The 23652-nt window shown below is 64.8% G+C and carries 21 protein-coding genes; 13 read left to right on the forward strand and 8 right to left on the reverse strand.

The window, feature by feature from the left end:
- Position 1: 1 nt before the first annotated feature.
- Complete coding sequence (locus E4S58_RS10580; protein ID WP_136636375.1) at positions 2-496, reverse strand: PaaI family thioesterase; 495 nt, start codon at positions 494-496, stop codon at positions 2-4.
- Positions 497-565: 69 nt separating this feature from the next.
- Here E4S58_RS10580 and E4S58_RS10585 point away from each other — a divergent pair, with 69 nt between their 5' ends.
- Positions 566-1030, forward strand: a complete 465-nt coding sequence (locus tag E4S58_RS10585; protein WP_240789526.1) for a MarR family winged helix-turn-helix transcriptional regulator — start codon at positions 566-568, stop codon at positions 1028-1030.
- Between the two features lie 64 nt (positions 1031-1094).
- On the opposite strand, the gene E4S58_RS10590 is transcribed toward E4S58_RS10585, so the two are convergent.
- The gene (locus E4S58_RS10590; protein ID WP_136636376.1) at positions 1095-2738 is read right to left on the reverse strand and encodes a long-chain fatty acid--CoA ligase; all 1644 of its coding nucleotides are present in this window, start codon (positions 2736-2738) and stop codon (positions 1095-1097) included.
- A 237-nt stretch (positions 2739-2975) separates the two neighbouring features.
- Here E4S58_RS10590 and E4S58_RS10595 point away from each other — a divergent pair, with 237 nt between their 5' ends.
- Positions 2976-3941, forward strand: a complete 966-nt coding sequence (locus E4S58_RS10595; RefSeq protein WP_136636377.1) for an NADPH:quinone oxidoreductase family protein — start codon at positions 2976-2978, stop codon at positions 3939-3941.
- A gap of 94 nt (positions 3942-4035) precedes the next feature.
- Here the strand turns inward: E4S58_RS10595 and E4S58_RS10600 are convergent, their stop codons facing one another.
- The 4 genes from E4S58_RS10600 to E4S58_RS10615 form a co-directional block, all read right to left on the reverse strand.
- Positions 4036-4836 carry an IclR family transcriptional regulator gene (locus tag E4S58_RS10600; protein WP_136636378.1) on the reverse strand — a complete coding sequence of 267 codons (801 nt, stop codon included), beginning with the start codon at positions 4834-4836 and terminating at the stop codon, positions 4036-4038.
- A 70-nt stretch (positions 4837-4906) separates the two neighbouring features.
- Entirely contained in the window at positions 4907-6583 is a 1677-nt protein-coding gene (locus E4S58_RS10605; RefSeq protein ID WP_136636379.1) for a long-chain-fatty-acid--CoA ligase, read from the reverse strand.
- On the reverse strand, positions 6580-7350 hold the full coding sequence (locus E4S58_RS10610) for an SDR family NAD(P)-dependent oxidoreductase (protein WP_205965379.1): 771 nt from the start codon (positions 7348-7350) through the stop codon (positions 6580-6582). Before E4S58_RS10610 ends, E4S58_RS10605 begins: the two co-directional genes overlap by 4 nt.
- A gap of 78 nt (positions 7351-7428) precedes the next feature.
- Complete coding sequence (locus tag E4S58_RS10615) at positions 7429-8982, reverse strand: class I adenylate-forming enzyme family protein (RefSeq protein WP_136636380.1); 1554 nt, start codon at positions 8980-8982, stop codon at positions 7429-7431.
- 149 nt (positions 8983-9131) lie between these two features.
- On the opposite strand from E4S58_RS10615, the gene E4S58_RS10620 reads away from it, so the two are divergent.
- The 4 genes from E4S58_RS10620 (at position 9132) to rpe (ending at position 12957) form a co-directional block, all read left to right on the forward strand.
- A complete protein-coding gene (locus E4S58_RS10620) occupies positions 9132-10355 on the forward strand; it encodes an acyl-CoA dehydrogenase family protein (RefSeq protein ID WP_136636381.1) in 1224 nt (407 codons plus the stop codon).
- Between the two features lie 4 nt (positions 10356-10359).
- A complete protein-coding gene (locus E4S58_RS10625) occupies positions 10360-11124 on the forward strand; it encodes an SDR family NAD(P)-dependent oxidoreductase (RefSeq protein WP_136636382.1) in 765 nt (254 codons plus the stop codon).
- A gap of 159 nt (positions 11125-11283) precedes the next feature.
- Positions 11284-12225 carry a class 1 fructose-bisphosphatase gene (locus tag E4S58_RS10630; RefSeq protein ID WP_136636383.1) on the forward strand — a complete coding sequence of 314 codons (942 nt, stop codon included), beginning with the start codon at positions 11284-11286 and terminating at the stop codon, positions 12223-12225.
- A gap of 45 nt (positions 12226-12270) precedes the next feature.
- A complete protein-coding gene (rpe, locus tag E4S58_RS10635) occupies positions 12271-12957 on the forward strand; it encodes a ribulose-phosphate 3-epimerase (RefSeq protein WP_136636822.1) in 687 nt (228 codons plus the stop codon).
- A 16-nt stretch (positions 12958-12973) separates the two neighbouring features.
- On the opposite strand, the gene E4S58_RS10640 is transcribed toward rpe, so the two are convergent.
- Both E4S58_RS10640 and E4S58_RS10645 read right to left on the reverse strand, forming a co-directional pair.
- The gene (locus tag E4S58_RS10640; RefSeq protein WP_136636384.1) at positions 12974-14068 is read right to left on the reverse strand and encodes a sensor histidine kinase; all 1095 of its coding nucleotides are present in this window, start codon (positions 14066-14068) and stop codon (positions 12974-12976) included.
- A 100-nt stretch (positions 14069-14168) separates the two neighbouring features.
- Positions 14169-14714, reverse strand: a complete 546-nt coding sequence (locus E4S58_RS10645; protein WP_136636385.1) for a PAS and helix-turn-helix domain-containing protein — start codon at positions 14712-14714, stop codon at positions 14169-14171.
- Between the two features lie 78 nt (positions 14715-14792).
- Between E4S58_RS10645 and E4S58_RS10650 the strand changes: the two genes are divergently transcribed.
- The 7 genes from E4S58_RS10650 (at position 14793) to E4S58_RS10680 (ending at position 23570) form a co-directional block, all read left to right on the forward strand.
- On the forward strand, positions 14793-16082 hold the full coding sequence (locus E4S58_RS10650) for an acetylornithine deacetylase/succinyl-diaminopimelate desuccinylase family protein (protein ID WP_420821278.1): 1290 nt from the start codon (positions 14793-14795) through the stop codon (positions 16080-16082).
- 27 nt (positions 16083-16109) lie between these two features.
- Positions 16110-17594 carry an ABC transporter substrate-binding protein gene (locus tag E4S58_RS10655; RefSeq protein ID WP_136636387.1) on the forward strand — a complete coding sequence of 495 codons (1485 nt, stop codon included), beginning with the start codon at positions 16110-16112 and terminating at the stop codon, positions 17592-17594.
- Between the two features lie 95 nt (positions 17595-17689).
- Positions 17690-18634: an ABC transporter permease gene (locus tag E4S58_RS10660; RefSeq protein WP_136636388.1), complete on the forward strand. Its 945-nt coding sequence runs from the start codon at positions 17690-17692 to the stop codon at positions 18632-18634.
- 92 nt (positions 18635-18726) lie between these two features.
- Positions 18727-19512 (forward strand): ABC transporter permease, encoded by a 786-nt coding sequence (locus E4S58_RS10665; RefSeq protein WP_136636823.1) that lies wholly within the window; start codon positions 18727-18729, stop codon positions 19510-19512.
- Positions 19509-21095, forward strand: coding sequence for an ABC transporter ATP-binding protein (locus E4S58_RS10670; RefSeq protein WP_136636389.1), 1587 nt, complete (start codon positions 19509-19511; stop codon positions 21093-21095). Before E4S58_RS10665 ends, E4S58_RS10670 begins: the two co-directional genes overlap by 4 nt.
- A gap of 195 nt (positions 21096-21290) precedes the next feature.
- A complete protein-coding gene (locus E4S58_RS10675) occupies positions 21291-22442 on the forward strand; it encodes an MFS transporter (RefSeq protein WP_136636824.1) in 1152 nt (383 codons plus the stop codon).
- Between the two features lie 105 nt (positions 22443-22547).
- Positions 22548-23570 carry an aspartate-semialdehyde dehydrogenase gene (locus E4S58_RS10680; RefSeq protein ID WP_136636390.1) on the forward strand — a complete coding sequence of 341 codons (1023 nt, stop codon included), beginning with the start codon at positions 22548-22550 and terminating at the stop codon, positions 23568-23570.
- The last annotated feature ends 82 nt before the right edge of the window (positions 23571-23652 follow it).

Consider the following 23652-nt stretch of genomic DNA (forward strand, 5'->3'; position numbering starts at 1 on the left):
CTCAGCCTTCGATCTTCTGGATGAAACAGGACGTGGTGCCGGTGGCCAGGATACGGCCCTGCTGATCTTCGATCACGCCCTCGGCGGTGGCGATGCGGCGGCCCCGGGTCTGTACCCGACCGATACAGCGGACCTGTCCGGTCTTCGCCGTGATCGCGCGCACGAACCGCACCGAGGTATCGAGCGAGACATAGCCTTCGCCCGCGTCCAGCATGGTGTGCACCGCGCAGCCAAGCGCGCTGTCCAGCAGCGTCATCGCCCATCCGCCGTGCACGATCCCGGCGGGGTTCAGAACATCTGCGGTCGGGTCGCCCCGGAATTCGACCGTGCCTTCCCCGACCTCGTGGATCCATTGCGTCATCGTGCGGGCCATGCTGGGCGCGGGGGTTCGACCGTCCAGGATCCCCTGCATCAGGTCCAGGCCATTGCGGGTCAGGACATCGGTCATGTCCGCAAGGCCGACGTTGTATTCGGGGATTGGCGTAGGCTGGAACATCGGGTACTCCGTGGATATATGCATATGCAGCTAATTCCATGCATATGCATGAGTCAAGGAGAGATGCCGATGGATCGCCGCCCGCCAGAAACACCCGCCCTTGCAGAATTGCTGACGGGTTCATGCTATTGCCTTGCCACGCGGCGGGCGTCGCGGCGGTTGGTGCGGCTGTACGATGCGGCGCTGGCCGATCATGACTTGACGATTTCGCAGCTTGCGACCCTGGCCTGGATCCGCCACCTGCGGCATCCCACGGTGCAGCGCATCGCCGATCTGATGGAGATGGACCAGTCCGCCCTGTCGCGCGGGTTGATGCCGCTGGAACGCGCGGGGCTGGTCAGTTCGGCGCCCGACGAAAAGGACAAGCGCAAACGGGTGCTGCGCCTGACCGAGGAAGGCGACCAGCGGCTGATCGCGGCTTCGGCCGACTGGCAGAAGGCGCAGGACGAAGTGGCGCGACAGCAGGCCGATATTGGGGCCGATGTCACCAGATTGATGGCGGGGATTAACAGGCTGGCGGCCAACGACGGCTGAAGGAAACGCAAAACGCCCCGGGTTTCCCCGGGGCGCTTGTTCTGGGTCAGATCACCGCTGCCGGTCAGGCGGTTTCGCGCAGTTCCGGATGGACGTAATCGCCCAGTTCCTTGCGCAGGTTCAGCTTTGAGAACTTGCCGGTCGCGGTCAGCGGGATGGCGTCCAGCCAGACGATGTCATCGGGCAGCTGCCACTTGGCAAATTCGGCGCTCAGGTGATCGCGGACCTCCTCGACCGAGGGTTTTTCCGCCCCTTCGGCCAGCACCGCGACAAGAATCGGACGTTCATCCCACTTGGGGTGTTTCACGCCGATGGCCGCCGCCTGGGCGATCGCCGGATGCGCCATGGCCATGTTTTCAAGGTCGATCGACGAAATCCATTCGCCTCCCGACTTGATCAGGTCCTTTGCGCGGTCCTGGATGGTCATGAAGCCGTTTTCGTCGATCGAGGCAACGTCGCCCGTGCCGAACCAGCCGTCGGCGTCCAGCGCCTTGGCGGTGGCTTCCTCGTTCCGGAAGTATCCCGACACGATGGTGTTTCCTCGTACGAACAGCTCTCCGATCGACTTGCCGTCGTGGGGCATCTTGTTGCCATCCTCGTCGACGATCTTGAGCTCGACGCCAAAGCACCGGCGGCCCTGCTTCGACTTGTAGTCGATGCGCGTATCAAAGGGTTCGTCGTCCATCCACTTGGGCATGATGCCATGGGTGCCGACGGGGGACATTTCGGTCATGCCCCAGGCGTGGCCAACCGAGACGTCCATCTTCTCAAACGCTTCGATCATGGACCGCGGCGCGGCGGACCCGCCGATCACCACGTCGCCAAATCCTTCGGGCTTGCGGCCCTGCTTTCCGATCTCGGCCAGCAGACCCTGCCAGATGGTCGGGACGCCCCAGGCGGAGAAGACCTTTTCGTCGTCCATCAGCTTGTACAGGCTCGCGCCGTCCAGCGCGGCGCCGGGCATGACCATGTTCATCCCCGACAGCAGCGCCGAATAGGGCAGGCCCCAGGCGTTGACGTGGAACAGCGGAACGACGGGCAGGACCGACAGGCCTTCGTTGAAGGTGGTGGTCTGCATCACCGACATCATCATCGCGTGCAGCACGGTCGAGCGGTGCGAATACAGCGCACCCTTCGGATTGCCCGTGGTGCCCGAGGTGTAGCACAGACCGCAGGCGGTGTTTTCGTCAAAGACCGGCCATTCGATTTCCTCGGGCTGGCCTTCCAGCAGCTCTTCGTAGCAGAGCGCATCGAACGAGGTGTCGGGCATATGCGCCCGGTCGGTCATGATGACGTAGACCAGATCCTTCGGCAGGTGGTCCTTCACCGCCTCGATGATCGGCACGAAGGTGGTGTCGAGGAACAGCACCTTATCTTCGGCGTGGTTCACGATGTAGATGAACTGTTCGGCCGACAGGCGCGGGTTGATCGTATGGCACACGGCGCCCATGCCCGAGATGGCATAGTACAGCTCCATGTGGCGATAGCCGTTCCAGGCCAGTGTCGCGATCCGGTCGCCCAGTTCGACGCCCTGCGCCTTGAGGCCGTGTGCCAGCTGGATGGTGCGCTTGCGGAATTCGACCAGTGTCTCGCGGTGGACGTCGCCCTCGGTGCGGACCGACACGATCTCGGCGCGGGGATAGGCTCCGGCGCCAAATTCCAGAATTTCTGACACCAGCAGTGGCTGGTGCATCATCATGCCTTTCATGGCAGTTCCTCCCGTTTTGTTCCTAGATGTGTAACGGTCCGGAGGTGTCTGTGGAAGAGTATTCCGCAGAATGGACGTCGCGTTTTGTTCGCCTGTCGGAATATCACCGCCCGCAGTGCGGAATAGTGGCAAAAAGGTGCTAAAGTATACGAAATTCAATGGCCTAGCCTGTCGAAACCGTTAGGATTGGCCGCGAATGTCTGGCCGTTTCGGCCAGGATCCTGTGGGAGGTATGAGATGAAAGCGATTATTTGTGATGAGTTCGGACCGCTGGACGATCTGCGCTATGGCGACGTGGCGGATCCGACGCCCGGGCCGGGGCAGGTTCTGATCCGGACCGAGGCGGCGGGCGTGAACTATCCCGACGGGCTGACGGTGCAGGGGCTTTACCAGGCCAAGCCCGAACGGCCCTTCACCCCGGGCAGCGAAGTCGCGGGCGAGGTCGTGTCGATCGGTGAGGGCGTGACGCGGTTCCAGCCGGGCGACCGGGTGGTGACATATTGTTCGGGCGGCTACGCCGAGCTGGCGGTCGGGTCCGAACAGACCTGTTTCGCGCTGCCCGACGGCATGGATGCGGCGGATGCCTGCGCGATGATCATCGCCTGGGGCACGTCGCACCACGCGCTGAAGCAGCGCGCCAACCTGCAGCCGGGCGAAACGCTGGTGATCTTCGGCGCGGCAGGCGCGACGGGCACGGCGGCGATCCAGATCGGCAAGGTCATGGGCGCCCGGGTCATCGCGGTCTGTTCGTCGGACGAAAAGCAGAAGATCGCGCTGGAGCAGGGGGCCGATCACGCCATCGGCTATGACAACCTGAAGGACGAGGTGAAGGCGCTGACCGAAGGGCGCGGCGCGGATGTGGTCTATGATTCCGTCGGCGGCGATGCCTTCAAGGCGGCATCGCGGTTCATGGCGCCGGACGGCCGTCTGCTGATCATCGGTTTCGCCAGCGGAGAGATCCCGCAGCTGCCGGTGAACCTGACGCTGGTGAAGGAATACGCCGTGGTCGGTGTCTTCTGGGGCAACTGGACCCGGCGCGATCCCAAAGCCTATCTCGCCAACATGGACGAGCTGTTCGGCTGGTACGCCGAGGGCAAGATCAAGCCGCTGATCGAAGGGCGCTATCCGCTGGCCGATGCGGCCGAGGTGCTCAAGCGGGTGCTGGGGCGCGGGGCGGTCGGGAAGATCGCGCTGGTGCCGTAAGCGCGCCTGTCAAACGTCTGAAAGATTGCTCCCGCCGGATGCCTCCGGCGGGAGTATTTTGGGAAGGTGAAGATCAGGGACAAGTCCCGGGGCGTCAGTAGCCGACGCGGTTCACCATGCGCACCAGTTCGACCAGTTGCGGACCAAGGTCATCCTCAAGCCGTTGCTTGGGCAGGGCAAAGCTGTAGCCGCCAAGGTTGAAGGCCAGCATGGGCGTGTCGGGTTGCTGGCTTCGGTAGGGCACGGCGACGGCGTTCACATCCCGTTGCCAGCCGCCGATCATGGTGAAGAATCCCTTCGCGGCGACCTGTTCGCGCGCGTCCTCAAGGCTTTCCAGCACCTCGTTCACGCGGTCGGGTTCATAGCGGGCGCGGATGCGTTCGACGATCTCGGCGCGCTCAGCATCGTTGGTGCCGACGATGTAGGCCTGCCCGATGGCAGACCGGGCGAGGGAGATCCGCGAGCCGACCGACAGCTGGAGGGAAATCACGCCCTTGGATCGCGCCGCCGCGATATAGGTCATCGACATGTCGTCGCGCCCGCCAAGCGCGACCAATACGCCGTCGCCGGCGCGATCGGCCAGTTCCTGCATGTAGACCTGCGCGGTTTCCCGCACCTGCATGCCCGCAAGGCAGGCATAGCCGAGCGACAGGACCGGCACGCCCATACGGTAGCGTCCGGTGCCATCGTCATAGACGAGGTAGCCGGACTTGAGCAGCGTGAAGGTCAGGCGCGACACGGTGGAGTTGGGCAGGCCGGTGCGTTCGGCCAGTTCCGAATTGCCAAGCCCCGCCTTGTCGGACGGGCGGAAGGCACGCAGGATTTCCAGCCCGCGGTGCAGCGCCGTAACGAACTGGCGATCCCCGTCGGGACGTTCGGCGGCGTCCGGGCTCATGTCGGTTGCTCTTTTGCGCACCTGTCCGTCTCCTTGTTTTACGCCCGGAGGGTCCGGGCGTCGGCGTGTCCTATGCGTCCGTCTGTTCGGCGGCGGCGGCTTCTGCTTCGGCCAGCGCCCGCCACTGTACCTTGCCGGTCCCCGATTTGGGGAGGGCATCGACGAAAACGATCTGTCGGGGGCATTTATATGCGGCCATCGTGGCGTGGCACCACTGTATAATGCTTTCCTCGGTCACATTCTGCGATGCTGCGCGTTTCACGACATAGGCCTTGACGGTTTCGCCGCGCCGCGGGTCGGGCGCGCCGATGACGCAGGCTTCGGCGATGTCGGGGTGATGATGCATCAGCGCCTCGACCTCGGCAGGCCAGACCTTGTACCCGGAGGCGTTGATCATCCGCTTGATCCGGTCGGTCATGAAGAAATAACCGCCCTCATCGTAGTATCCGATGTCACCGGTCTTGAAGAAACGCTTGCCGTCGAGGGTCAGGAAGGCATCCCGCGTCGCCGCGTCATTGCGCCAGTAGCCCTCGAAGACCTGCGGTCCGTGCATCACGATCTCGCCGGGCTGGTTCGGCCCAAGCTCTGCGCCGGTGTCGACATCAAGGACGCGCGCGTCGACGTCAAACAGCGGAATGCCGAGGCATTGCATCTTGGGCGCGTGGGGCGGGTTGATGTGGGTCGCGGCGATGGTTTCCGACATGCCGTAGCCTTCGATGAACTCAAGCCCCGTTTCCGATTTGAGACGGGCCGCGATGGCTTCGGGCATGGCGGCGCCGCCGCCGCCCATGGAGGTCAGGCTCGACAGGTCGTAGCTGGCGAAATCGGGGGCGTTGAGGATGTCGATGACCATCGTCGTGATCGACCTGAACATCGTGACCCGGTGGCGCGCGATCAGCCTTGCCGCCAGGTCGCGGTCCCACCTTGTCATCAGGACAAGCGTCGACCCGGCGCAGATCGGCGCGTTCATCGAATTCTGCATGCCGGTGACGTGGAAGTAGGGCATCACCGCCAGCAGCGTGTCCTCTTCGGTGAAGGGGCTCCAGCGAACGTAGGCGTGGACCGTCGCCTGCACCGTGCGGTGGCGATGGACACAGCCCTTTGGATTGCCCGTCGTGCCCGAGGAATAGGGGATCACCGCCAGGTCGTCCGGCCCGGCCAGATGCGGGGCGGGCGTCAGATCCTGCGCGATCGCGGCGGACCAGGGGGTGACGCCGGGGCCGGTCGCGGTGGTATCGGTCAGGCCGCCCAGCCCTGCGGGCAGGGGTTCGTCGGCCGAGGGGTGGGCCATGTCGGCGTAGGCGGCCGCGAGGATGTGGTCGAGATGCCCGCCGGTGACCAGCGGGGTGATGTGATCGACCAGCTCGGACCCGACGATGGCGACGCGGGCGCCGGTGTCGCGGGCCAGGTGTTCCAGTTCGGCCTGCCGGTTCATCGGGTTGACCGGGATCACGGCGGCGTCTGCGCGCAGGATCGCGTAGTAGCCGATGACCCATTGCGGCGCGTTCTGCGCGTAAAGCAGCACCCGGTCGCCGCGCGCGACGCCCTGCGCCTGCAGCCAGGCGGCGATGCGGTCGACATCGGCGGCCAGCTCTCGATACGTGATCGCGCGGCCGTAGTAGTGGATCGCGACCTTGTCGGGCAGGCGGGCTGCCGTTTGGCTCAGGTTCTGCGCCAGGCTTTGGGCCGGCACGTCGATGTGGTGCGGCAGGCCCGGAGGCCAGTTGGCGAAATGAAGCGTGGTCACACCTTCATTCCCGGCAGGTTGAGCGACGCGGTGTTGCCGCCATCCACCGGCAGCGCCTGCCCGGTGATGTAGGAGGCATCGTCCGACGCCAGGAAACAGATCGCGGCGGCGATTTCCTCGGGGCGGCCATAGCGGCGCAATTCGCAGCGCGAACCCAGTTTCTCTTCCTTGCCCTTGTCGCGTGCCATGTCGAAGATCGGCTTGGTCATGCCCGTCTCGATCAGGCCCGGGCAGACCGCGTTGACCCGCACGTTGAAGCCGCCAAGGTCGCAGGCGGCGGTCTGGGTCAGGTTGATGACCCCGGCCTTGGAGGCCGAATAGGCGTTGCCGCCCGCGCCCGACCGGATGCCCGCCACCGAGGCCGTGTTGACGATCGCGCCGGATCCCTGGCCGGTCATGACGCGTCCCGCGTGCTTGATGACATTGGCCACGCCGATCAGGTTGACGCCCAGAACCTTCTGCCAGATCTCGGGGGTGTTTTCCGTGATCGGTTCCTTGGTGCAGGAGATGCCGGCATTGTTCGCCACGGCATCGACCCGGCCCCATTTCGCGACGACGGCCGACACCAGCGCCTCGACCTGCGCCTCGTCCGACACATCGCAGGTCATGGTCATGTGGTCGCCCTCGGGCAGGCTTTCGGCCAGCCCGGCCTCGTTGACGTCGACAAGGCAAACGCGTGCCCCTTCGGATGCGAAACGACGGGCCGTGGCGCGGCCGATGCCGCTGCCTGCGCCGGTCACGATGGCGACCTTGCCTTCAAATCTCACGATGTGTCCTCCCGATGGAACGATGGCACAGCCGGGCGTGCCGATCAATATTTTTGGAATTAGCTTCCGCGATGCGGATTATGCCGGCTGGCCTTCCCAGTAGGGTTCGCGCAGCTCGCGTTTCAGGATCTTGCCGATCTCGGACCGGGGCAGGTCGTCGCGGAATTCGACCGCCGACAGGCGCTGAGTCTTGCCCAGCTGGCCGTTGGCCCAGTCGCGGATCTCGTCCGCGTCGGCCTCGCCCTTGGGCACCACCAGTCCAAGCGGGGTTTCCCCCCACTGGCGCGAGGGCACGGCGATCACGGCCACGTCGGCCACGGCGGGATGCTTGCGCAACACGGCCTCCAGGTCAGCGGCATAGATGTTGAACCCGCCCGAGATGATCATGTCCTTTTTGCGGTCCAGCAGGTGCAGGAAGCCGTCTTCGTCGAACCGGCCCATGTCGCCGGTGCGGACGAAGTGCAGGCCATCGGGGCTGACCCAGGTGGCTTCGCGGGTCTTTTCGGGGTTGTTGTGATAGCCGGGCATCATCGCGCCCGACCGCCCCACGACCTCGCCATAGCTGCCATAGGGCAGTTCATTGCCGTCTTCGTCGATCACGCGCATGTCGGCGCCGGGCTGCGGCTGGCCGACGGTGTCCCACTTGTCGGGATGGGCCGCGCAATCCAGCACGGTGGCCGGGCCGCCTTCGGTCATGCCGTAGAATTCCATGATGTTTCCGGGCCAGCGTTTCATCACCTGCGCGATCAGCTGGCCGGGCAGGGGGGCAGAGGTCGACATCTTGTTCTGATAGGCGCTGAGGTCGAAGTCGTCGAAGCGCGGTTCGTCCATCAGGCGCATGTATTGCACCGGCACCAACATGGCGTGGGTCGCGCTGTGCTGTTCGCTCAGTTCAAGGAACCGGACGGTGTTGAAGCGCGACATCGACACGATGGTCGCGCCGCGGGCCAGCGCGGCCATGACGGCCACCAGCGTTGTGTTGGAATAAAGCGGTGTCGACATCATCAGAACGCCGTCCGATTCCAACCCGTAAGAGGAATTGCGCGAGAACTGCCGCGACCGGAACCGGTGGTCATGCACGATGCCCTTCGGCGTGCCGGTCGTGCCGCTGGAATAGATCATGTCGAAAAGGTCGTCGTCGCCGACCGCCACCGGGTCGATCGCCGGGGCATCGCCCACCCAGGCGCGCAGCTCGGCCAGGTCGACGATCTCCGAGGCGCCCAGCTTTTCCGCCGTCTCGCGGAACTGCTTTGATGCAAACAGCAGCGTGGCGCCGCAGTCGTTGCGCTCTTTGATCAGCGCGTCTTCGGTGGCGGAAAACGGCAACGGCACCATGCAGGCGCCGGACCATAATACGCCGGCGTACATCACCACGTTCATGGCCGAGTTCTCGGCCAGCGACGCGACCATGTCGCCCCGGCCGATCCCCATGCCCCGCAGCCTGCCCGCCACGCGCGCGGCCAGATCGCCGAATTCAGCCCAGCTCAGGGTTCCGGTCTCGTCGATGATGCAGGGCTTGTCGCCGAAGGTCGCCGCGTTTTCCGCCATGCGGGGGCCGAAGCGGACCAGCTCCTCTCCCTCGATCTGCATGGGCGTCAGTTTTGCCACACCGGCTGATGCGTTCTGGGTCATTGACCTGGCCTCCTCCCTGAGTCCGGATTGAGCGCCAGCTTACCGCCCGGAAAGATGAGGTCAATATTCCGCATATCGAAAACGTGTTCCGCATGTTGACATGCCCCGGAAAGGCGTGTCCATTACCGCCAAAGAGGAGGAGGACGATTATGCTTTACGATCATTTCCCGATTTCGGACCGCGCCAAGAAGATGCGCGAACAGCTTCTGAAATTCATGGATGACCACATCTACCCGGCTGAAAAAGAATACAAGAAACAGGTCGATGAAGGTGATCGCTGGCAGCCCGTCCCGATCATGGAAGAGCTCAAGGCCAAGGGTCGCGAGTCGGGCCTTTGGAACATGTTCCTCACCCACGAGGCCGGCGGCTACAAGGGCGCTGGTCTGACCCAGCTTGAATACGGCACGCTCTGCGAGATCATGGGCCGCTCCTCCATCGGGTCCGAACCCTTCAACTGTTCCGCACCCGACACCGGCAACATGGAAACGATTTTCATGTACGGCACGGACGAACACAAGGCGACCTGGCTGCAGCCGCTGCTGGACGGCGAAATCCGGTCCTGCTTCGCGATGACCGAACCGGCGGTGGCGTCCTCGGATGCGACCAACATCGAAACCCGGATCGTCCGCGATGGCGACGACTACGTCATCAACGGCCGCAAGTGGTGGTCTTCGGGCGCGATGGACCCGCGTTGCAAGATCGCGATCCTGATGGGCAAGACGGACCCGGATGCACCGACGCACAAGCAGCAGTCGATGATCCTCGTGCCCTTCGACACGCCCGGCGTGAAGGTGATCCGCCCGCTGACCGTGATCGGCTATGACCACGCGCCGCACGGCCATGCCGAGGTCGAATACACCGACGTGCGCGTGCCCGCCTCGAACATCCTGCTTGGCGAAGGCCGCGGGTTCGAGATTGCCCAAGGCCGTCTTGGGCCGGGCCGCATCCACCACGCCATGCGCTCGGTCGGTCAGGCGGAACGCGCGCTTGAGATGATGTGCGAACGTGCGATGGCCCGGACCGCCTTTGGCAAGCCGCTGGCCGATCACGGCGTGACCCGCCACAACATCGCCGAAAGCCGGATGGAGATCGAACAGGCCCGCCTGCTTGTCCTGCACGCCGCCTACATGATGGACACCGTTGGCAACAAGGTCGCGCGCAAGGAAATCGCGATGATCAAGGTGGTCGCGGCCAACATGGTGCAGCGTGTGATCGACCGCGCCATGCAGGTCCACGGCGGTGCGGGCGTGTCGCAGGACACCACCCTGGCTTCGGCTTTTGCCCATGCGCGTACCATGCGCCTGGTCGACGGCCCGGACGAGGTGCACCGCGAAGCCATCGCCAAGATGGAACTGAAGCCCTACCGGAACTGATCGGATGACCGACTTGCTTGATCTCAAAGGCAAGGTCGTCCTCATCACCGGGTCATCGCGCGGCATCGGTCGCGCGATGGCGGAAATGTTCGCAGAGGCGGGGGCCAAGGTCGTCGTCTCCTCGCGCAAGCGCGAGGCCTGCGACCCGGTGGCCGAGGCGATCCGTGAAAAGGGCGGAGAGGCGCTGGTCGTCCCCTGCCACATCGGCAATCCCGAAGATCTGCAGAACCTGGTCGACACGACCATCCGCGAATGGGGCCGCATCGACGTGCTGGTCCCCAATGCGGCGATCAATCCGGTCTATGGCCCGATGCAGGATCTGGACGACGCGGTCTTCGACAAGATGCTGGTGACCAACGTCCGCACGATCAATACGATGTGCAAGATGGTGCTGCCGCAGATGGCCGACAACGGCGGCGGATCAGTCGTCATCATCTCGTCCGTGGCGGCGATCAAAGGCTCGACCACGCTTGGCGCCTACGGGGTGACCAAGGCCGCCGATGCGGCGGTGGCCCGCGCGCTGGCGCTGGAATGGGGGCCGCGCAAGATCCGGGTCAACGCCATCGGGCCCGGCCTGATCAAGACCGATTTCGCCCGGGCGCTCTGGGAAGATCCCGAGCGGATCGAGCGGATCAACAGCGCCAACCCGATGCGCCGCATGGGCACGGTCGAGGAGATCGCGGGCACCGCGCTCTGGCTCGCCTCGCCCCTGTCGGGCTACGTCAATGGCCAGTTGATCATCGCTGACGGCGGCCAGTCACTCGCCTGACGGCCCCTGCTTCCCCTGGTCGAATATCCTCGGGGGGAGCGCGGCACGCGCCGGGGGGCAGACAGCCCCCCGTCCGCCCCGGCCAGTCCCGATGCCGTTTGAGGTTTTGCGCCCGCCCGGAATGGGGCATAAGCACCGCGACAGCAGCCGGAGACGCCCATGCCCGCCATCGACCCCGCCCTGATTCCCGAAAACCTGCGCCCCGCGATCGAGGCGATGTGCGCGACCGGCGCGAAACTGTCGCGCGTGATCGCGCGCGGGCCCCTGGCGGGTGCTCTGGGCGCCGGGGTTGGCGAAAACTCGGACGGCGACCAGCAGAAGGCGCTGGACGTCATGGCGGACGAGATGTTCGAGGCCGCGCTCAGGGGCACGGGCGTCAAATACTACGCCTCGGAAGAACAGGAAGACGTGCTGACGATCGACGAGGGCGGCACACTGGCCCTGGCGACCGATCCGCTGGACGGATCTTCGAATATCGATGTGAACGTGACCATCGGCACGATCTTTTCGATCTTCGAGGCCGCGGGCGGTGCGCAGGCCAGCTTCCTGCGCCCCGCCTCTGACCAGATCTGCGCGGGCTACATCGCGTATGGTCCGCAGACCCTGTTGGCGGTGACCTTTGGCGCGGGCACGATGCTGTTCGTGCTCGACCCCGAAACAGGCGCCTTCGTGCTGGCAGACAAGGCGATGGACCTGCCGGCCGCGGCCAAGGAATTTTCGATCAACGCCTCGAACCGGCGCCACTGGACGCAACCCGTGCTGGCCTATGTCGAAGAGAACGAGACCGGCAAGGATGGGCGCAAGGGCAAGGACATGAACTTCCGCTGGGTCGGATCGCTGGTGGCGGAAACGCACCGGATCCTGACGCGGGGTGGTACGTTCCTTTATCCGTCGGACGCCCGGAAGGGATACGAAAATGGCCGGTTGCGCATGGTCTACGAGGTCGCGCCGATGGCCTTCCTGGTCGAACAGGCGGGCGGCAAGGCGACGGATGGCGTTGCGCCGATCATGTCGCTGACGGCCGAAGAGCTGCACGAGAGACGGCCCTTTGTCTTCGGATCGGCTGAAGAGGTCGACCGCATCGCCGCGTTGCACGGGTAATCCGCCTCCGGCGGGAGTATTTCTGGAAAGATGAAAGGGACGGGCATGAGCTTTGACCGCAACCTCAAGATCGCGCCGTCGATCCTGGCCGCAGATTTCGCCAACTTCGGAGCCGAGATCGAAGCGGTCGAGGCGCAGGGCGCGGACTGGATCCACGTCGACGTCATGGACGGGCATTTCGTGCCGAACCTGACCTTCGGTCCGCCGCTGGTGAAGGCGATCCGCAAGCACATCAAGACTGTCATGGACGTGCACCTGATGATCGCGCCGGTCGATCCCTATATCGACGCCTTCGCCGACGCGGGCGCGGATATCCTGACCGCCCATGTCGAGGCCGGGCCGCATATCCACCGGACGCTTCAGGCGATCCGGGGCGCGGGCATGAAACCGGGCGTGGCGCTGAACCCCGGCACGCCGGCAGGCGCCATTGCCGAGGTGCTGGATCTTGTCGACCTGGTCTGCGTGATGACGGTGAACCCGGGCTTCGGCGGTCAGAAGTACATCGACATGACCGCCAAGGTCCGCGAGCTGCGGTCGATGATCGGGGACCGCCCGGTGCATATCGAGATCGACGGCGGTATGGATCCCAAGACCGCGCCCGCCATGTGGGAGGCCGGGGCGGATGTCCTGGTTGCCGGGTCGGCCGTCTTCAAGGGCGGTTCGGTGGCCGATCCCGCTCCCTATGGGGCGAACATCAAGGCGATCCGTACGGCCTGCGACACGCTGGTCTGACCACCGGGGTCCGGGGTCAGGCCGCAGGCTCCGGCGCGATGGTCAGCTGGATCGTCGTGCCACCCGCGTCCGAGTGACGTTCGGCCCGACCGCCAAGCTGCTGGGCCGAGGCCTCCATGATCGTGAAGCCAAGCCCGCCCTTCGCGGTGTCGGCGTCTTCTATCCCGCGACCGTTGTCGGAGCAGGTCAGCAGCGCGCCGCCATCGTCCTGCGTCTGAAGCCGGAAGGCGATCGTTCCCTTTTGGCCGTCGGTGAAGGCGTGCTTGAAGGCGTTGCTGGCGAATTCGTTCAGCACAACGCCCACGGCCGCCGCACGCGCCGAGGAGAGCGTGAAGGGCGCGACATCCGTGGTGAGCAGGATGTTGGCAGGGGCGGCCTGTTGCAGCAGGTTGGCGACGCGGGGCAGGAAGTCCTCCATCGCGATGCGGCCCTGCGCGCGGGGCGCATAGAGGTGTTCGTGCAGCAGCGCGACGGTGTCGATCCGGCGCCCCGTCAGGTTCAGCGCCTCGCGCGTTTCGGGGTGGGTCGCGGTGCGGGCCTGGATGCGCGTCAGTGCGGCAACGGACTGAAGCGAATTCTTGACGCGGTGGTCGACCTCGCGCCGCAGCAGGTCGGCTTCGGATACCACGCGGCGCAGCTCAAGCTGCGCCATCACCTGTTTCGCAAGCACCCGCAGGGTTTCGCGCTGCAGATCGGTCAGGGAATTGGGCTGCTTGTCCAGCACGCACAACGTACCGACCGCATGGCCGTTCGAGGTGCGCAGGACCGCGCCGGCGTAGAACCGCAGCGCGTCGTCGGCCGTGACCAGGGGATTGTCGCGCGTGCGCGGGTCGGTCAGCGTGTCGCCGATTTCGAGATAGTCGTCCTCGAGGATCGCATGGGCACAGATCGCCTGTTCCAGCGGAGTGGAGGTGTCGTTCATGCCCTTGCGGGCCTTGAACCACTGCCGGTCTTCGTCAACCAGCGAAATAAGAGAGATGGGCATGCCACAGATGCGCGACGCCAGTTGCACGACGTCGTCGAAATCTTCTTCTGGCGCGGTGTCCAGAATGTCGAGGTCCCGAAGCTCCTGCAGGCGGTCCTGCTGATCATCGGGCGGGATTGCCAGCATCTTGGGTCTCCTTCATCCGGAAGGCGGAAATATGCATGTTACAGCGGCGTTCACAATATCTGCAGTTAACTATAGTTACACTTCTATACCCGGGGTCTGTTCAAAAGGCCGGGCCCGACAGCCGGGCCAGCAGTTCAGCGGCATTGCGGACCCCGAAGCGGCGCAGAAGGCGGGCGCGGACATCTTCGACGGTGCGTGGGGACAGGCCCAGATCGCGGGCGATTTCCTTACTGGTGCGGCCGCGAGTGAGGCCTGCGATCACGGTGCGTTCGCGCGGCGTCAGGTGGCGGTCCTGCGTGGTGTCCGTCAGGGGCGCAAAGGTCATCACCAGCCGGGCCAGGGGGCGGTCCGGCGTCAATGTTCGCGCGCGAAACCGCACCAGGATCGCCCGGCCCGTGGCATGGCGCAGCAGCCGTTCATCGGTGAAGTCGCGCCCGTCCCGCAACGGGTCAAGCCCGACATCGCGGATGCCGTCGAAGGCGCGGTCGCTGTCGTAGAAGATGCGAAAACTTTGGCCTGGCAACAGGTTGGCGTCGTGTCCGGTCATCCGTGCGAAACTTTCGTTGACCGCACGGATGATGCGGTCTTCGGTCAGGCAGATGCCGACCGGGGCCATGTCGAAGGCAAGCGAGGCGAGGTCGGGCAAGGGGGACTCCCGTGAAACTACGGTATTGAGACCGTAGCGGGTGCGGCGCATCCTGTCACCATGACACAGACCCCTCAATTGACTGATCTGCAGGCGAAGATCTCGGCCGAGGTCGAGGCGCGGCGCGACGACCTGATTGCCCTGACGCAGGAGCTGATCCGAATTCCGACGCTGAACCCGCCGGGCGAGAACTATCGCGAGATCTGCGAATATCTTGACCGTCGACTGAAGGCGTCGGGGTTCGAGACCCAGCTGGTGCGCGCGGTCGGTGCTCCGGGCGACAGCGAGGTCTATCCGCGCTGGAACATCGTGGCGCGGCGCGAAGGCGCGCGGGCCGGAGAGTGCGTGCATTTCAATTCGCACATCGACGTGGTCGATGTGGGCAAGGGCTGGACGACCGATCCCTTCGGAGGCGAGCTGAAGGACGGCAAGGTCTATGGCCGCGGAGCCTGTGACATGAAGGGCGGGCTGGCGGCGTCGATCGTCGCGGCCGAGGCCTTCCTGGCGGTGGTGCCGGACTGGCAGGGCGCGATCGAGATTTCCGGCACGGCGGACGAGGAATCGGGCGGGTTCGGCGGTGTCGCCTACCTGGCCGAGCAGGGGTTCTACCAAAAGGTCGATCACGTCATTATCCCGGAACCGCTGAACGTCGACCGCATCTGCCTGGGCCATCGTGGTGTCTGGTGGGCCGAGATCGAGACGCACGGAGAGATCGCCCACGGGTCGATGCCCTTCCTTGGTGATTGTGCCGTGCGCCACATGGGGGCCGTCCTGCACGAGATGGAGGCGACGCTGTTTCCGGCATTGGCCCAGAAGCGGACCGACATGCCGGTGGTACCGGAAGGGGCCAAGCAATCGACTCTGAACATCAATTCGCTGCATGGCGGGCAGGAGGAGATCCCTTCGGACAGCACCGGGCTGCCGTCGCCGGTCGTGCCCGACAGCGCGCGCATGGTGATCGACCGCCGGTTCCTGATCGAGGAAGACATCGACGAGGTGCAGGCTGAAATCCGCGACGTGCTGGAACGGGTGAAGGCCGGGCGTGCGGGGTTCGATTATGGCATCCGCGAGATGCACAGGGTCCTGCCGACCATGACCGAACGCGATGCGCCGGTCGTCACCACGGTGACGGAGGCGATTCGCCAGACGCTTGGCAAGGATCCGTCCTACGTGGTTTCGCCGGGCACCTACGATCAGAAGCACATTGATCGGATCGGAAAGTTAAAAAATTGCGTGGCTTATGGCCCGGGCATTCTGGACCTTGCGCACAAACCGGATGAATATGTGGGGGTCGATGACATGGTGGCCTCTGCACAGGTGATGGCTCTCAGCCTTCTGTCGCTTCTCGGGTCGCCCCAAAGCCCTTGAAAAACGGGCGTGAACAGGGAGTGGACTATGACCTTTAAACCCTTGACTGCCGGGCTTGCCAGCGTGCTGGCATTGTCGGCGACGATGGCCTTGGCCGAGAAGACGGACCTTGTCCTGGGGATGCAGCTTGAACCGCCGCATCTGGACCCGACCTCTGCCGCTGCGGGGGCCATCGATTCGGTTGTGTATTCCAACGTGTTCGAAGGGCTGACCCGGTTCGGCCCCGACGGGTCGGTCGGCCCGGGTCTCGCACAAAGCTGGGACATCTCGGAAGACGGCAAGACCTATACCTTCCACCTGGCCGAAGGCGTCAAGTTCCACGACGGCACCACGATGGACGCCGAGGATGTGAAATTCTCGCTCGACCGGGCGCGGGCCGAAGACAGCGCCAATGCGCAGAAGGCCCTGTTCGCGGGGATCGAGTCGGTCGAAGCGACCGATCCGCAGACCGTGACCGTGATGCTGAAGAACCCGGACGGGAATTTCCTGTTCAACATGGCCTGGGGTGATGCCGTCATCGTGGCACCCGAAAGCATCGACAACATCAAGACCACGCCCATTGGCACCGGCGCCTTCATGTTCGACAGCTGGGCGCAGGGCGACCGGATTGAACTGAAGAAGAACCCCGAATACTGGGGCACCCCCGCGATGCTTGATGCGGTGACCTTCAAGTTCATCAGCGACCCGACGGCGGCCTTCAACGCGATGATGGCCGAAGACCTCGATGTCTTCGCGGCTTTCCCGGCGCCCGAAAACCTGCCGCAGTTCGATGCCGACCCGCGCTTCAAGGTGCTGATCGGATCGACCGAGGGCGAGACGATCCTGGCGATGAACAACAAGATGCCGCCGCTGGACAACGTCAAGGTGCGCGAAGCCGTGGCCCATGCGATCAACCGTCAGGATATCATCGACGGTGCGATGTTCGGCTATGGCACCCCGATCGGCACGCATTTCGCGCCGCATCATCCCGACTACCTGGATCTGACGGGCCTGTCCGAATACGATCCCGAGAAGTCCAAGGCGCTGCTGGCCGAGGCCGGTGTGACCACCCCGGTCAAGCTGAAGATGACCCTGCCGCCGCCGTCCTACGCGCGTCGCGGAGGCGAGATCGTGGCGGCCCAGTTGCGCGCTGTCGGTATCGAGGCCGAGATCGAGAATGTCGAATGGGCCCAGTGGCTTGAGACGACCTTCCGTGGGGCGCACGATTTCGGCTTCACGATCATCAGCCACACCGAACCGCTGGACATCAACATCTACGCGCGGCCCGATTACTACTTCCAGTATGACAATCCCGAACTGCAGAAGCTGATGGAAGATCTGAGCGTCGAAAGCGATCCGGCCAAGCGGTCCGAGATGCTGAAGACCGCGCAGACCACCATCGCCGAAGACTACGTCAATGCGTATCTGTTCCAGTTGCCGCTGCACACGGTTGCCAAGACCGGGGTCGAGGGCCTTTGGATCAACGCGCCGACGCAGGCTGCGGACGTGACCGGGGTGTCCTGGTCCGAATGATCTGCTGCCCGCCGGATACCGGGGTTACCCCATTCGGCGGGCCGTCTTTCGGCGCGGGGCGGGTCGTATCTGCGCGGCAGGACGGGTAAGACCCCATGCTTCGCTACACCCTCTCGCGCCTTCTGTCCCTGTCGATCAGCCTTGCGGTCGCGTCGCTGGTCATCTTCCTTGTCATCGAAATCCTGCCCGGCGATCCCGCCGTACTGATGCTGGGCGTCAACGCGCAGGAAGACACGCTGGCCGCGCTGCGGGACCAGCTGGGCCTGAACGGGTCGATGCTGACGCGCTATGTCGACTGGGTCGGGGGCATGCTGGTCGGGGATTTCGGCACGTCCTACACCTACCGGACGCCGGTGGCGGACATGGTGGGCGACCGGCTTTGGGTGTCCCTTCCGCTGGCGATCTATGCGCTGACCCTGTCGACGGTGATCGCCTTTCCGGCGGGCATCTGGGCAGCCTCGCGTCGTGGATCGGCGGCGGACGTGGGCGTGATGGGCATCACGCAGCTGGGCGTTGCGATCCCGAATTTCTGGTTCGCCATGCTGATGGTGGTCGTCTTCGCGGTGAACCTGCGCTGGTTTTCAGCCGGCGGCTTTCCCGGCTGGGACGAAGGGTTCTGGGTGTCGATCAAGGCGCTGACCCTGCCGGCCGTCGCGCTGGCGCTGCCGCAGGCGTCGATCCTGGCGCGGGTGATGCGGTCGGCGCTGGTCGACACCCTGTCCGAGGATTTCGTGCGCACCGCCCGCGCCAAGGGGCTGACCCGAAGCCAGGCCCTGTGGCGACATGCGCTGCGCAATGCGCTGATCCCGGTGCTGACCATCATCGGGATGCAGTTCGCCTTCCTGCTGGCGGGGGGTATCATCATCGAAAACGTCTTCTTCCTGCCCGGCCTCGGTCGCCTGATCTTCCAGGCGATTTCGGCGCGTGACCTGATTGTGGTGGAATCGGTCGTGATGCTGCTGGTCTTTGCCGTGGTCATGGTCAATTTCATGGTCGAGATCGCCTATGCGCTGGTCGATCCGAGGCTGCGGCGGCGATGACGGATCTGCGGACGGATAGCCTGCCGCCCTCGGGTGCGCCGGTGCGGCTGTGGGGCCGCGCGCTGCGGTCGCGCAACCTGGTGATCGGGGCCATGCTGACGCTGACCTTTGCGCTGGCCGCGCTGGTCAGCTTTGCCTGGACGCCCTTTGACGTGACCGGCATGGATATCGCCAACCGGATCAAGCCGCCCTCGGCCCGCAACCTGCTGGGCACGGATCATTTCGGGCGTGACATCCTGTCGATGATCATGGTCGGCGCGCGCGTGTCGATCGCCGTGGCCTTTGTCGCGGTCGGCATCGGGCTGGTCTTCGGTGTGCCGCTTGGCCTTTGGGCGGCGGCGCGCAAGGGGTCGCTTCTGGACGAGGTCATCATGCGGGCGAATGACCTGGTCTTCGCCTTTCCATCGCTGGTCATCGCCATCCTGATCACCGCGATCTTCGGACCTTCGGCGCTGAACGCGATCATTGCCATCGGCATCTTCAACATCCCCGTCTTTGCCCGCCTGACACGATCCGGCGCGCTGACGCTGTGGCAGCGCGATTACGTGCTGGCGGCGCGTGTCGCGGGCAAGGGCGCAGCGCGGATTTCGGTGGAACACATCCTGCCGAATGTGACCAACCTGCTGATCGTGCAGGGGACAATCCAGTTCTCGCTTGGCATCCTGGCCGAGGCGGGGCTGTCCTATGTCGGTCTTGGCGTACAGCCGCCCACGCCGTCCTGGGGCCGGATGCTTGCGGAAAGCCAGACGATGATTTCCTTCGCGCCGCACATGGCGCTGTTTCCCGGCCTCGCGATCCTGCTGACGGTGCTGGGGCTCAACCTGATGGGCGACGGTTTGCGCGACCTTTTCGATCCGAAGTTGCGGGGCCGGTCATGAGCCTTCTTCGGATCGAGAAACTGAGCCTCGACATCGGGCGGCACCACATCCTGCGCGACGTGTCGCTGTCGGTCGATCCGGGCCAGATCGTGGGCGTCATCGGCGAGTCGGGGTCGGGCAAGTCGATGACGGCCTTCACGGTGATGCAGCTGTTGCCCGAAGGCGCACAGGCCTCGGGGCGCGTGATCCTGTCCGGCCATGACATGCTGTCGCTGCCCGAGGCGGCGCTGTGCGACCTGCGCGGCAACGAAGTCGGCATGGTGTTCCAGGAACCGATGACGGCGCTGAACCCGATCCGCACCATTGGCGACCAGGTGGCCGAAACCATCCTGATCCACGAGCGGGTGTCGAAATCCGAGGCGATGGCCCGTGCGCGCGAGGCGCTGAACCGGGTCGAACTGCCCGAGGATCGGTTTCCCCTGTCGCGCTATCCGCACGAGCTTTCGGGCGGGCAGCGTCAGCGGGTCGTCATTGCCATGGCCATCGCCCTGCGACCCAAGCTGTTGATTGCGGACGAACCGACCACGGCGCTGGACGTGACGACGCAGGCGCAGATACTCGACCTGCTCAAGCGGCTGGTGCGCGAGGACGGGATGGGGATGCTCATGATCTCGCACGACCTTGCGGTCGTGGCGGACATGGCGGATGAGATCGTCATCATGCAGAACGGCGTGGTGGTCGAACGCGGGCCGTGCCCGGGCATCTTCGGCGCGCTCAAGCATCCCTATTCGATCTCGCTTCTTGCCGCCTCGACCCATGCGCCGGACCGTGCCGTGCATGTCGAAGAGGCGCCGCTGCTGCGGGTGCGTGACGTGCGCCGGACCTATCGCCTGCCGCGCAAGACGCTGTTCGGCCCGGCCGGAGAGGTCGAGGCCGTGAAGGGCGTCTCCTTCGATCTGAAAAAGGGCGAAAGCCTGGGGCTGGTCGGGGAATCCGGCTGCGGCAAGTCCACGCTGACCCGCGCGATCCTGGGTCTGGAGGAGGTCCAGGGCGGAGAGATCCTGCTGGACGGCGAACCGGTCTTCACCGGCCACAAGCCCAACCGCGACGTCCGGCGGCGGATGCAGGTTGTGTTCCAGGACCCCTATGGGTCGTTCAACCCGCGCCACCGGGTCGACCGGCTGATCTGCGAGCCGTTCCACTTGCTCGACACGCCTCCGACGGGGGCCGACCGCGACCGCGCGATTGCCGAGGCGCTGACCTCGGTCGGGCTGAGCGAGGCGGACCGCTACAAGTACATCCACGAATTTTCCGGCGGGCAGCGGCAACGGATCGCCATCGCTCGCGCCCTGATCATCAAGCCCGACCTGATCCTGCTGGACGAGGCCGTGTCGGCGCTGGACGTGCAGGTGCGGGCGCAGATCCTCGACCTGCTGGCGGATCTGTCGAAACGCTTCGGGCTCAGCTACCTGTTCATCAGCCACGATCTGTCGGTGGTGCGGGTCATCACCGACCGCTGCCTTGTGATGAAGTCCGGTGAGATCGTCGAGCAGGGCCCGACCGATCAGGTCTTTGCCAACCCGCAGCATCCCTACACCCAGCAACTGATCGCCGCCGCGCCCGACCTGCCCGAGATCGCCTGACGTCCCGCGGCTGCAGGGGCGGGTATGTGACGCCGAGGCTTGTCTTTACCGCGCGGTCAGTGGATCGTCGCGCCGATCATCGAGGGAGGAACGGATGACACGGGACGACAGGATCGTCGGCCTGCGCAGGCTTGTGCAGGGGCCGGATGCGACGGGCGGCATCGCCCTGACCGTGACCACCCGGCGGGGCGGATGATGCGTCTCGATCTTGTCCTTCTCGTGCTGGCCTATGTGCTGAGCCAGTTCTTCCGGTCCTTCCTGCCGGTCCTGACCAACGTCCTGAACCAGGACATCGGGGTCGAGGCGACGCATCTGTCCTGGGCTTCGGGCATCTGGTTTCTGGTCTTCGCGCTGTGCCAGATCCCCGTGGGCTGGGCGCTGGACCGTCTGGGACCGCGCCTGACGTCAAGCTGGCTGCTGCTGATCGGCGGTGGCGGCGGCGCGGCGCTTTTTGCGCTGGCACAGGCACCCTGGCACATCATCTTCGCTATGGGTCTGATCGGGGTGGGCTGTTCGCCGGTCCTGATGGCGTCCTACTACATCCTGGCCCGGGTCTATCCGGCCGCCATGTTCGCGACCTTTGCGGCACTGGTCATCGCCTTCGGGCAGGCGGGGAACCTGGCCGGATCGCTGCCGCTTGCGCTGGCGGTCGAGGCCTTCGGCTGGCGGGTCAGCATGGCGCTTCTGGCCGTGGCCTCGGTCGTGGTGGCGCTGCTGCTGATGCGCCTGGTGCAGGATCCGCCGCATATTCTGGATGCGCCCCGGGGCAGTCTGCTGGACGTGCTGAAGATCCGGGGCCTGTGGCTGATCCTGCCGCTGACCATGGTGAACTATGCCCCCGCTGCAGGTCTGCGCGGCATGTGGGCGGGACCGTTCTTTGCGGAAACCTACGGCGCGGATGCCCGGATGATCGGCTATGCCACGCTGATCATGGCCTCGGCCATGATCTTCGGCACCTTCGTCTACGGCCCGTTGGACCGGATCTTCGGCACCCGCAAGTGGATCAACGTCGGCGGAGCGACCATCGGGATCAGCCTGGTGACCTGGCTGGCGCTGATGCCGCCGCAGGGCCTGTGGACGGCGGCGGCGCTATTTGCGGTGATCGGGCTGATGCTGTCGAACTATCCGATGCTGATGGCCCATGGCCGGGCGTTCCTGCCGCCGCACCTCGTCGGGCGGGGGGTCACGTTGATGAACCTCTTCTCGATCGGCGGGGCCGGGCTGGCCCAGGTCATCACCGGGCCGCTTTACGAAGGTGGGGGGTTCGTGCCGGTGCTGCTGTTCTATGCCGGGGCGCAGACCATCGGGCTGCTGATCTACCTGATGGCGCGGGACCGAACGGATTAAGGCGTTTCATCCGCGCCCTTGATACAAGGGATCATCGCATTACGCTTTGCACCGGGCCGAGGCTGCGGTATACGCCGCCGACCCGAGTGAAAGGAGATTTTCCAGATGGGCTATAAAGTCGTCGTCGCCGGTGCCACGGGCAATGTGGGCCGCGAAATGCTGAACATCCTCGCGGAGCGTGAGTTCCCGGTGGACGAGATCGCTGCGCTTGCATCGCGCCGGTCGCTCGGAACTGAGGTCAGCTTTGGCGAGAAGACACTCAAGACCCAGGATCTGGATACCTTCGATTTCACTGGCTGGGACATCGCGCTCTTTGCCGTGGGCTCGGGCCCGACCAAGGAATACGCGCCCAAGGCCGCCGCGGCGGGCTGTGTCGTGATCGACAACTCCTCGCTCTATCGCTACGACCCGGACGTTCCGCTGGTGGTGCCCGAGTGCAACCCTGAAGCGGTCGACGGCTATGCCAAGAAGAACATCATCGCCAACCCGAACTGTTCGACCGCGCAGATGGTCGTGGCGCTGAAGCCGCTGCATGACCGCGCCAAGATCAAGCGTGTCGTGGTGTCGACCTACCAGTCCGTTTCGGGCTCGGGCAAGGAAGCCATCGACGAGCTGTGGGACCAGACCAAGGCGATCTACAACCCGACCGATGAATACGAGGCCAAGGTCTATCCCAAGCAGATCGCCTTCAACGTGATCCCGCACATCGACGTCTTCATGGAAGACGGCTCCACCAAGGAAGAGTGGAAGATGGTCGCCGAGACGAAGAAGATCATCGATCCGTCGATCAAGGTCACCGCGACCTGCGTGCGGGTGCCGGTCTTTGTCGGCCATTCGGAATCGATCAACATCGAGACCGAGGATTTCCTGGACGAAGACGAAGCGCGCGACATCCTGCGTGAAGCGCCGGGCATCATGGTGATCGACAAGCGCGAAGACGGCGGCTACGTCACCCCGATCGAATGCGTCGGCGATTTCGCGACCTTCATTTCCCGCATCCGTCAGGACAGCACGATCGAAAACGGTCTGAACCTGTGGTGCGTGTCCGACAACCTGCGCAAGGGCGCGGCGCTGAACGCGGTTCAGATTGCCGAAACGCTTGGCAAGCGGGTGCTGAAGAAGGGCTGAGGCCTCTCTTCTGCAGGTACGACAGGGGCGGTCCGGCGGGCCGCCCCTTTTCGTTTTGCCGGGGCCATGCAGCCTTTTCCTG

It is taken from the genome of Pseudooceanicola onchidii, from assembly GCF_004959925.1.
Taxonomy (GTDB): Bacteria; Pseudomonadota; Alphaproteobacteria; order Rhodobacterales; family Rhodobacteraceae; genus Pseudooceanicola; species Pseudooceanicola onchidii.

What these genes read in the sequence shown, in the direction of transcription:
- E4S58_RS10580 (WP_136636375.1), bottom strand. Translation starts at nt 496, where the DNA reads ATGTTCCAGCCTACGCCAATCCCCGAATACAACGTCGGCCTTGCGGAC.
- E4S58_RS10585 (WP_240789526.1), top strand. Translation starts at nt 566, where the DNA reads ATGGATCGCCGCCCGCCAGAAACACCCGCCCTTGCAGAATTGCTGACG.
- E4S58_RS10590 (WP_136636376.1), bottom strand. Translation starts at nt 2,738, where the DNA reads ATGAAAGGCATGATGATGCACCAGCCACTGCTGGTGTCAGAAATTCTG.
- E4S58_RS10595 (WP_136636377.1), top strand. Translation starts at nt 2,976, where the DNA reads ATGAAAGCGATTATTTGTGATGAGTTCGGACCGCTGGACGATCTGCGC.
- E4S58_RS10600 (WP_136636378.1), bottom strand. Translation starts at nt 4,836, where the DNA reads ATGAGCCCGGACGCCGCCGAACGTCCCGACGGGGATCGCCAGTTCGTT.
- E4S58_RS10615 (WP_136636380.1), bottom strand. Translation starts at nt 8,982, where the DNA reads ATGACCCAGAACGCATCAGCCGGTGTGGCAAAACTGACGCCCATGCAG.
- E4S58_RS10620 (WP_136636381.1), top strand. Translation starts at nt 9,132, where the DNA reads ATGCTTTACGATCATTTCCCGATTTCGGACCGCGCCAAGAAGATGCGC.
- E4S58_RS10625 (WP_136636382.1), top strand. Translation starts at nt 10,360, where the DNA reads ATGACCGACTTGCTTGATCTCAAAGGCAAGGTCGTCCTCATCACCGGG.
- E4S58_RS10630 (WP_136636383.1), top strand. Translation starts at nt 11,284, where the DNA reads ATGCCCGCCATCGACCCCGCCCTGATTCCCGAAAACCTGCGCCCCGCG.
- rpe (WP_136636822.1), top strand. Translation starts at nt 12,271, where the DNA reads ATGAGCTTTGACCGCAACCTCAAGATCGCGCCGTCGATCCTGGCCGCA.
- E4S58_RS10640 (WP_136636384.1), bottom strand. Translation starts at nt 14,068, where the DNA reads ATGCTGGCAATCCCGCCCGATGATCAGCAGGACCGCCTGCAGGAGCTT.
- E4S58_RS10655 (WP_136636387.1), top strand. Translation starts at nt 16,110, where the DNA reads ATGACCTTTAAACCCTTGACTGCCGGGCTTGCCAGCGTGCTGGCATTG.
- E4S58_RS10660 (WP_136636388.1), top strand. Translation starts at nt 17,690, where the DNA reads ATGCTTCGCTACACCCTCTCGCGCCTTCTGTCCCTGTCGATCAGCCTT.
- E4S58_RS10665 (WP_136636823.1), top strand. Translation starts at nt 18,727, where the DNA reads ATGCTGACGCTGACCTTTGCGCTGGCCGCGCTGGTCAGCTTTGCCTGG.
- E4S58_RS10670 (WP_136636389.1), top strand. Translation starts at nt 19,509, where the DNA reads ATGAGCCTTCTTCGGATCGAGAAACTGAGCCTCGACATCGGGCGGCAC.
- E4S58_RS10675 (WP_136636824.1), top strand. Translation starts at nt 21,291, where the DNA reads ATGCGTCTCGATCTTGTCCTTCTCGTGCTGGCCTATGTGCTGAGCCAG.
- E4S58_RS10680 (WP_136636390.1), top strand. Translation starts at nt 22,548, where the DNA reads ATGGGCTATAAAGTCGTCGTCGCCGGTGCCACGGGCAATGTGGGCCGC.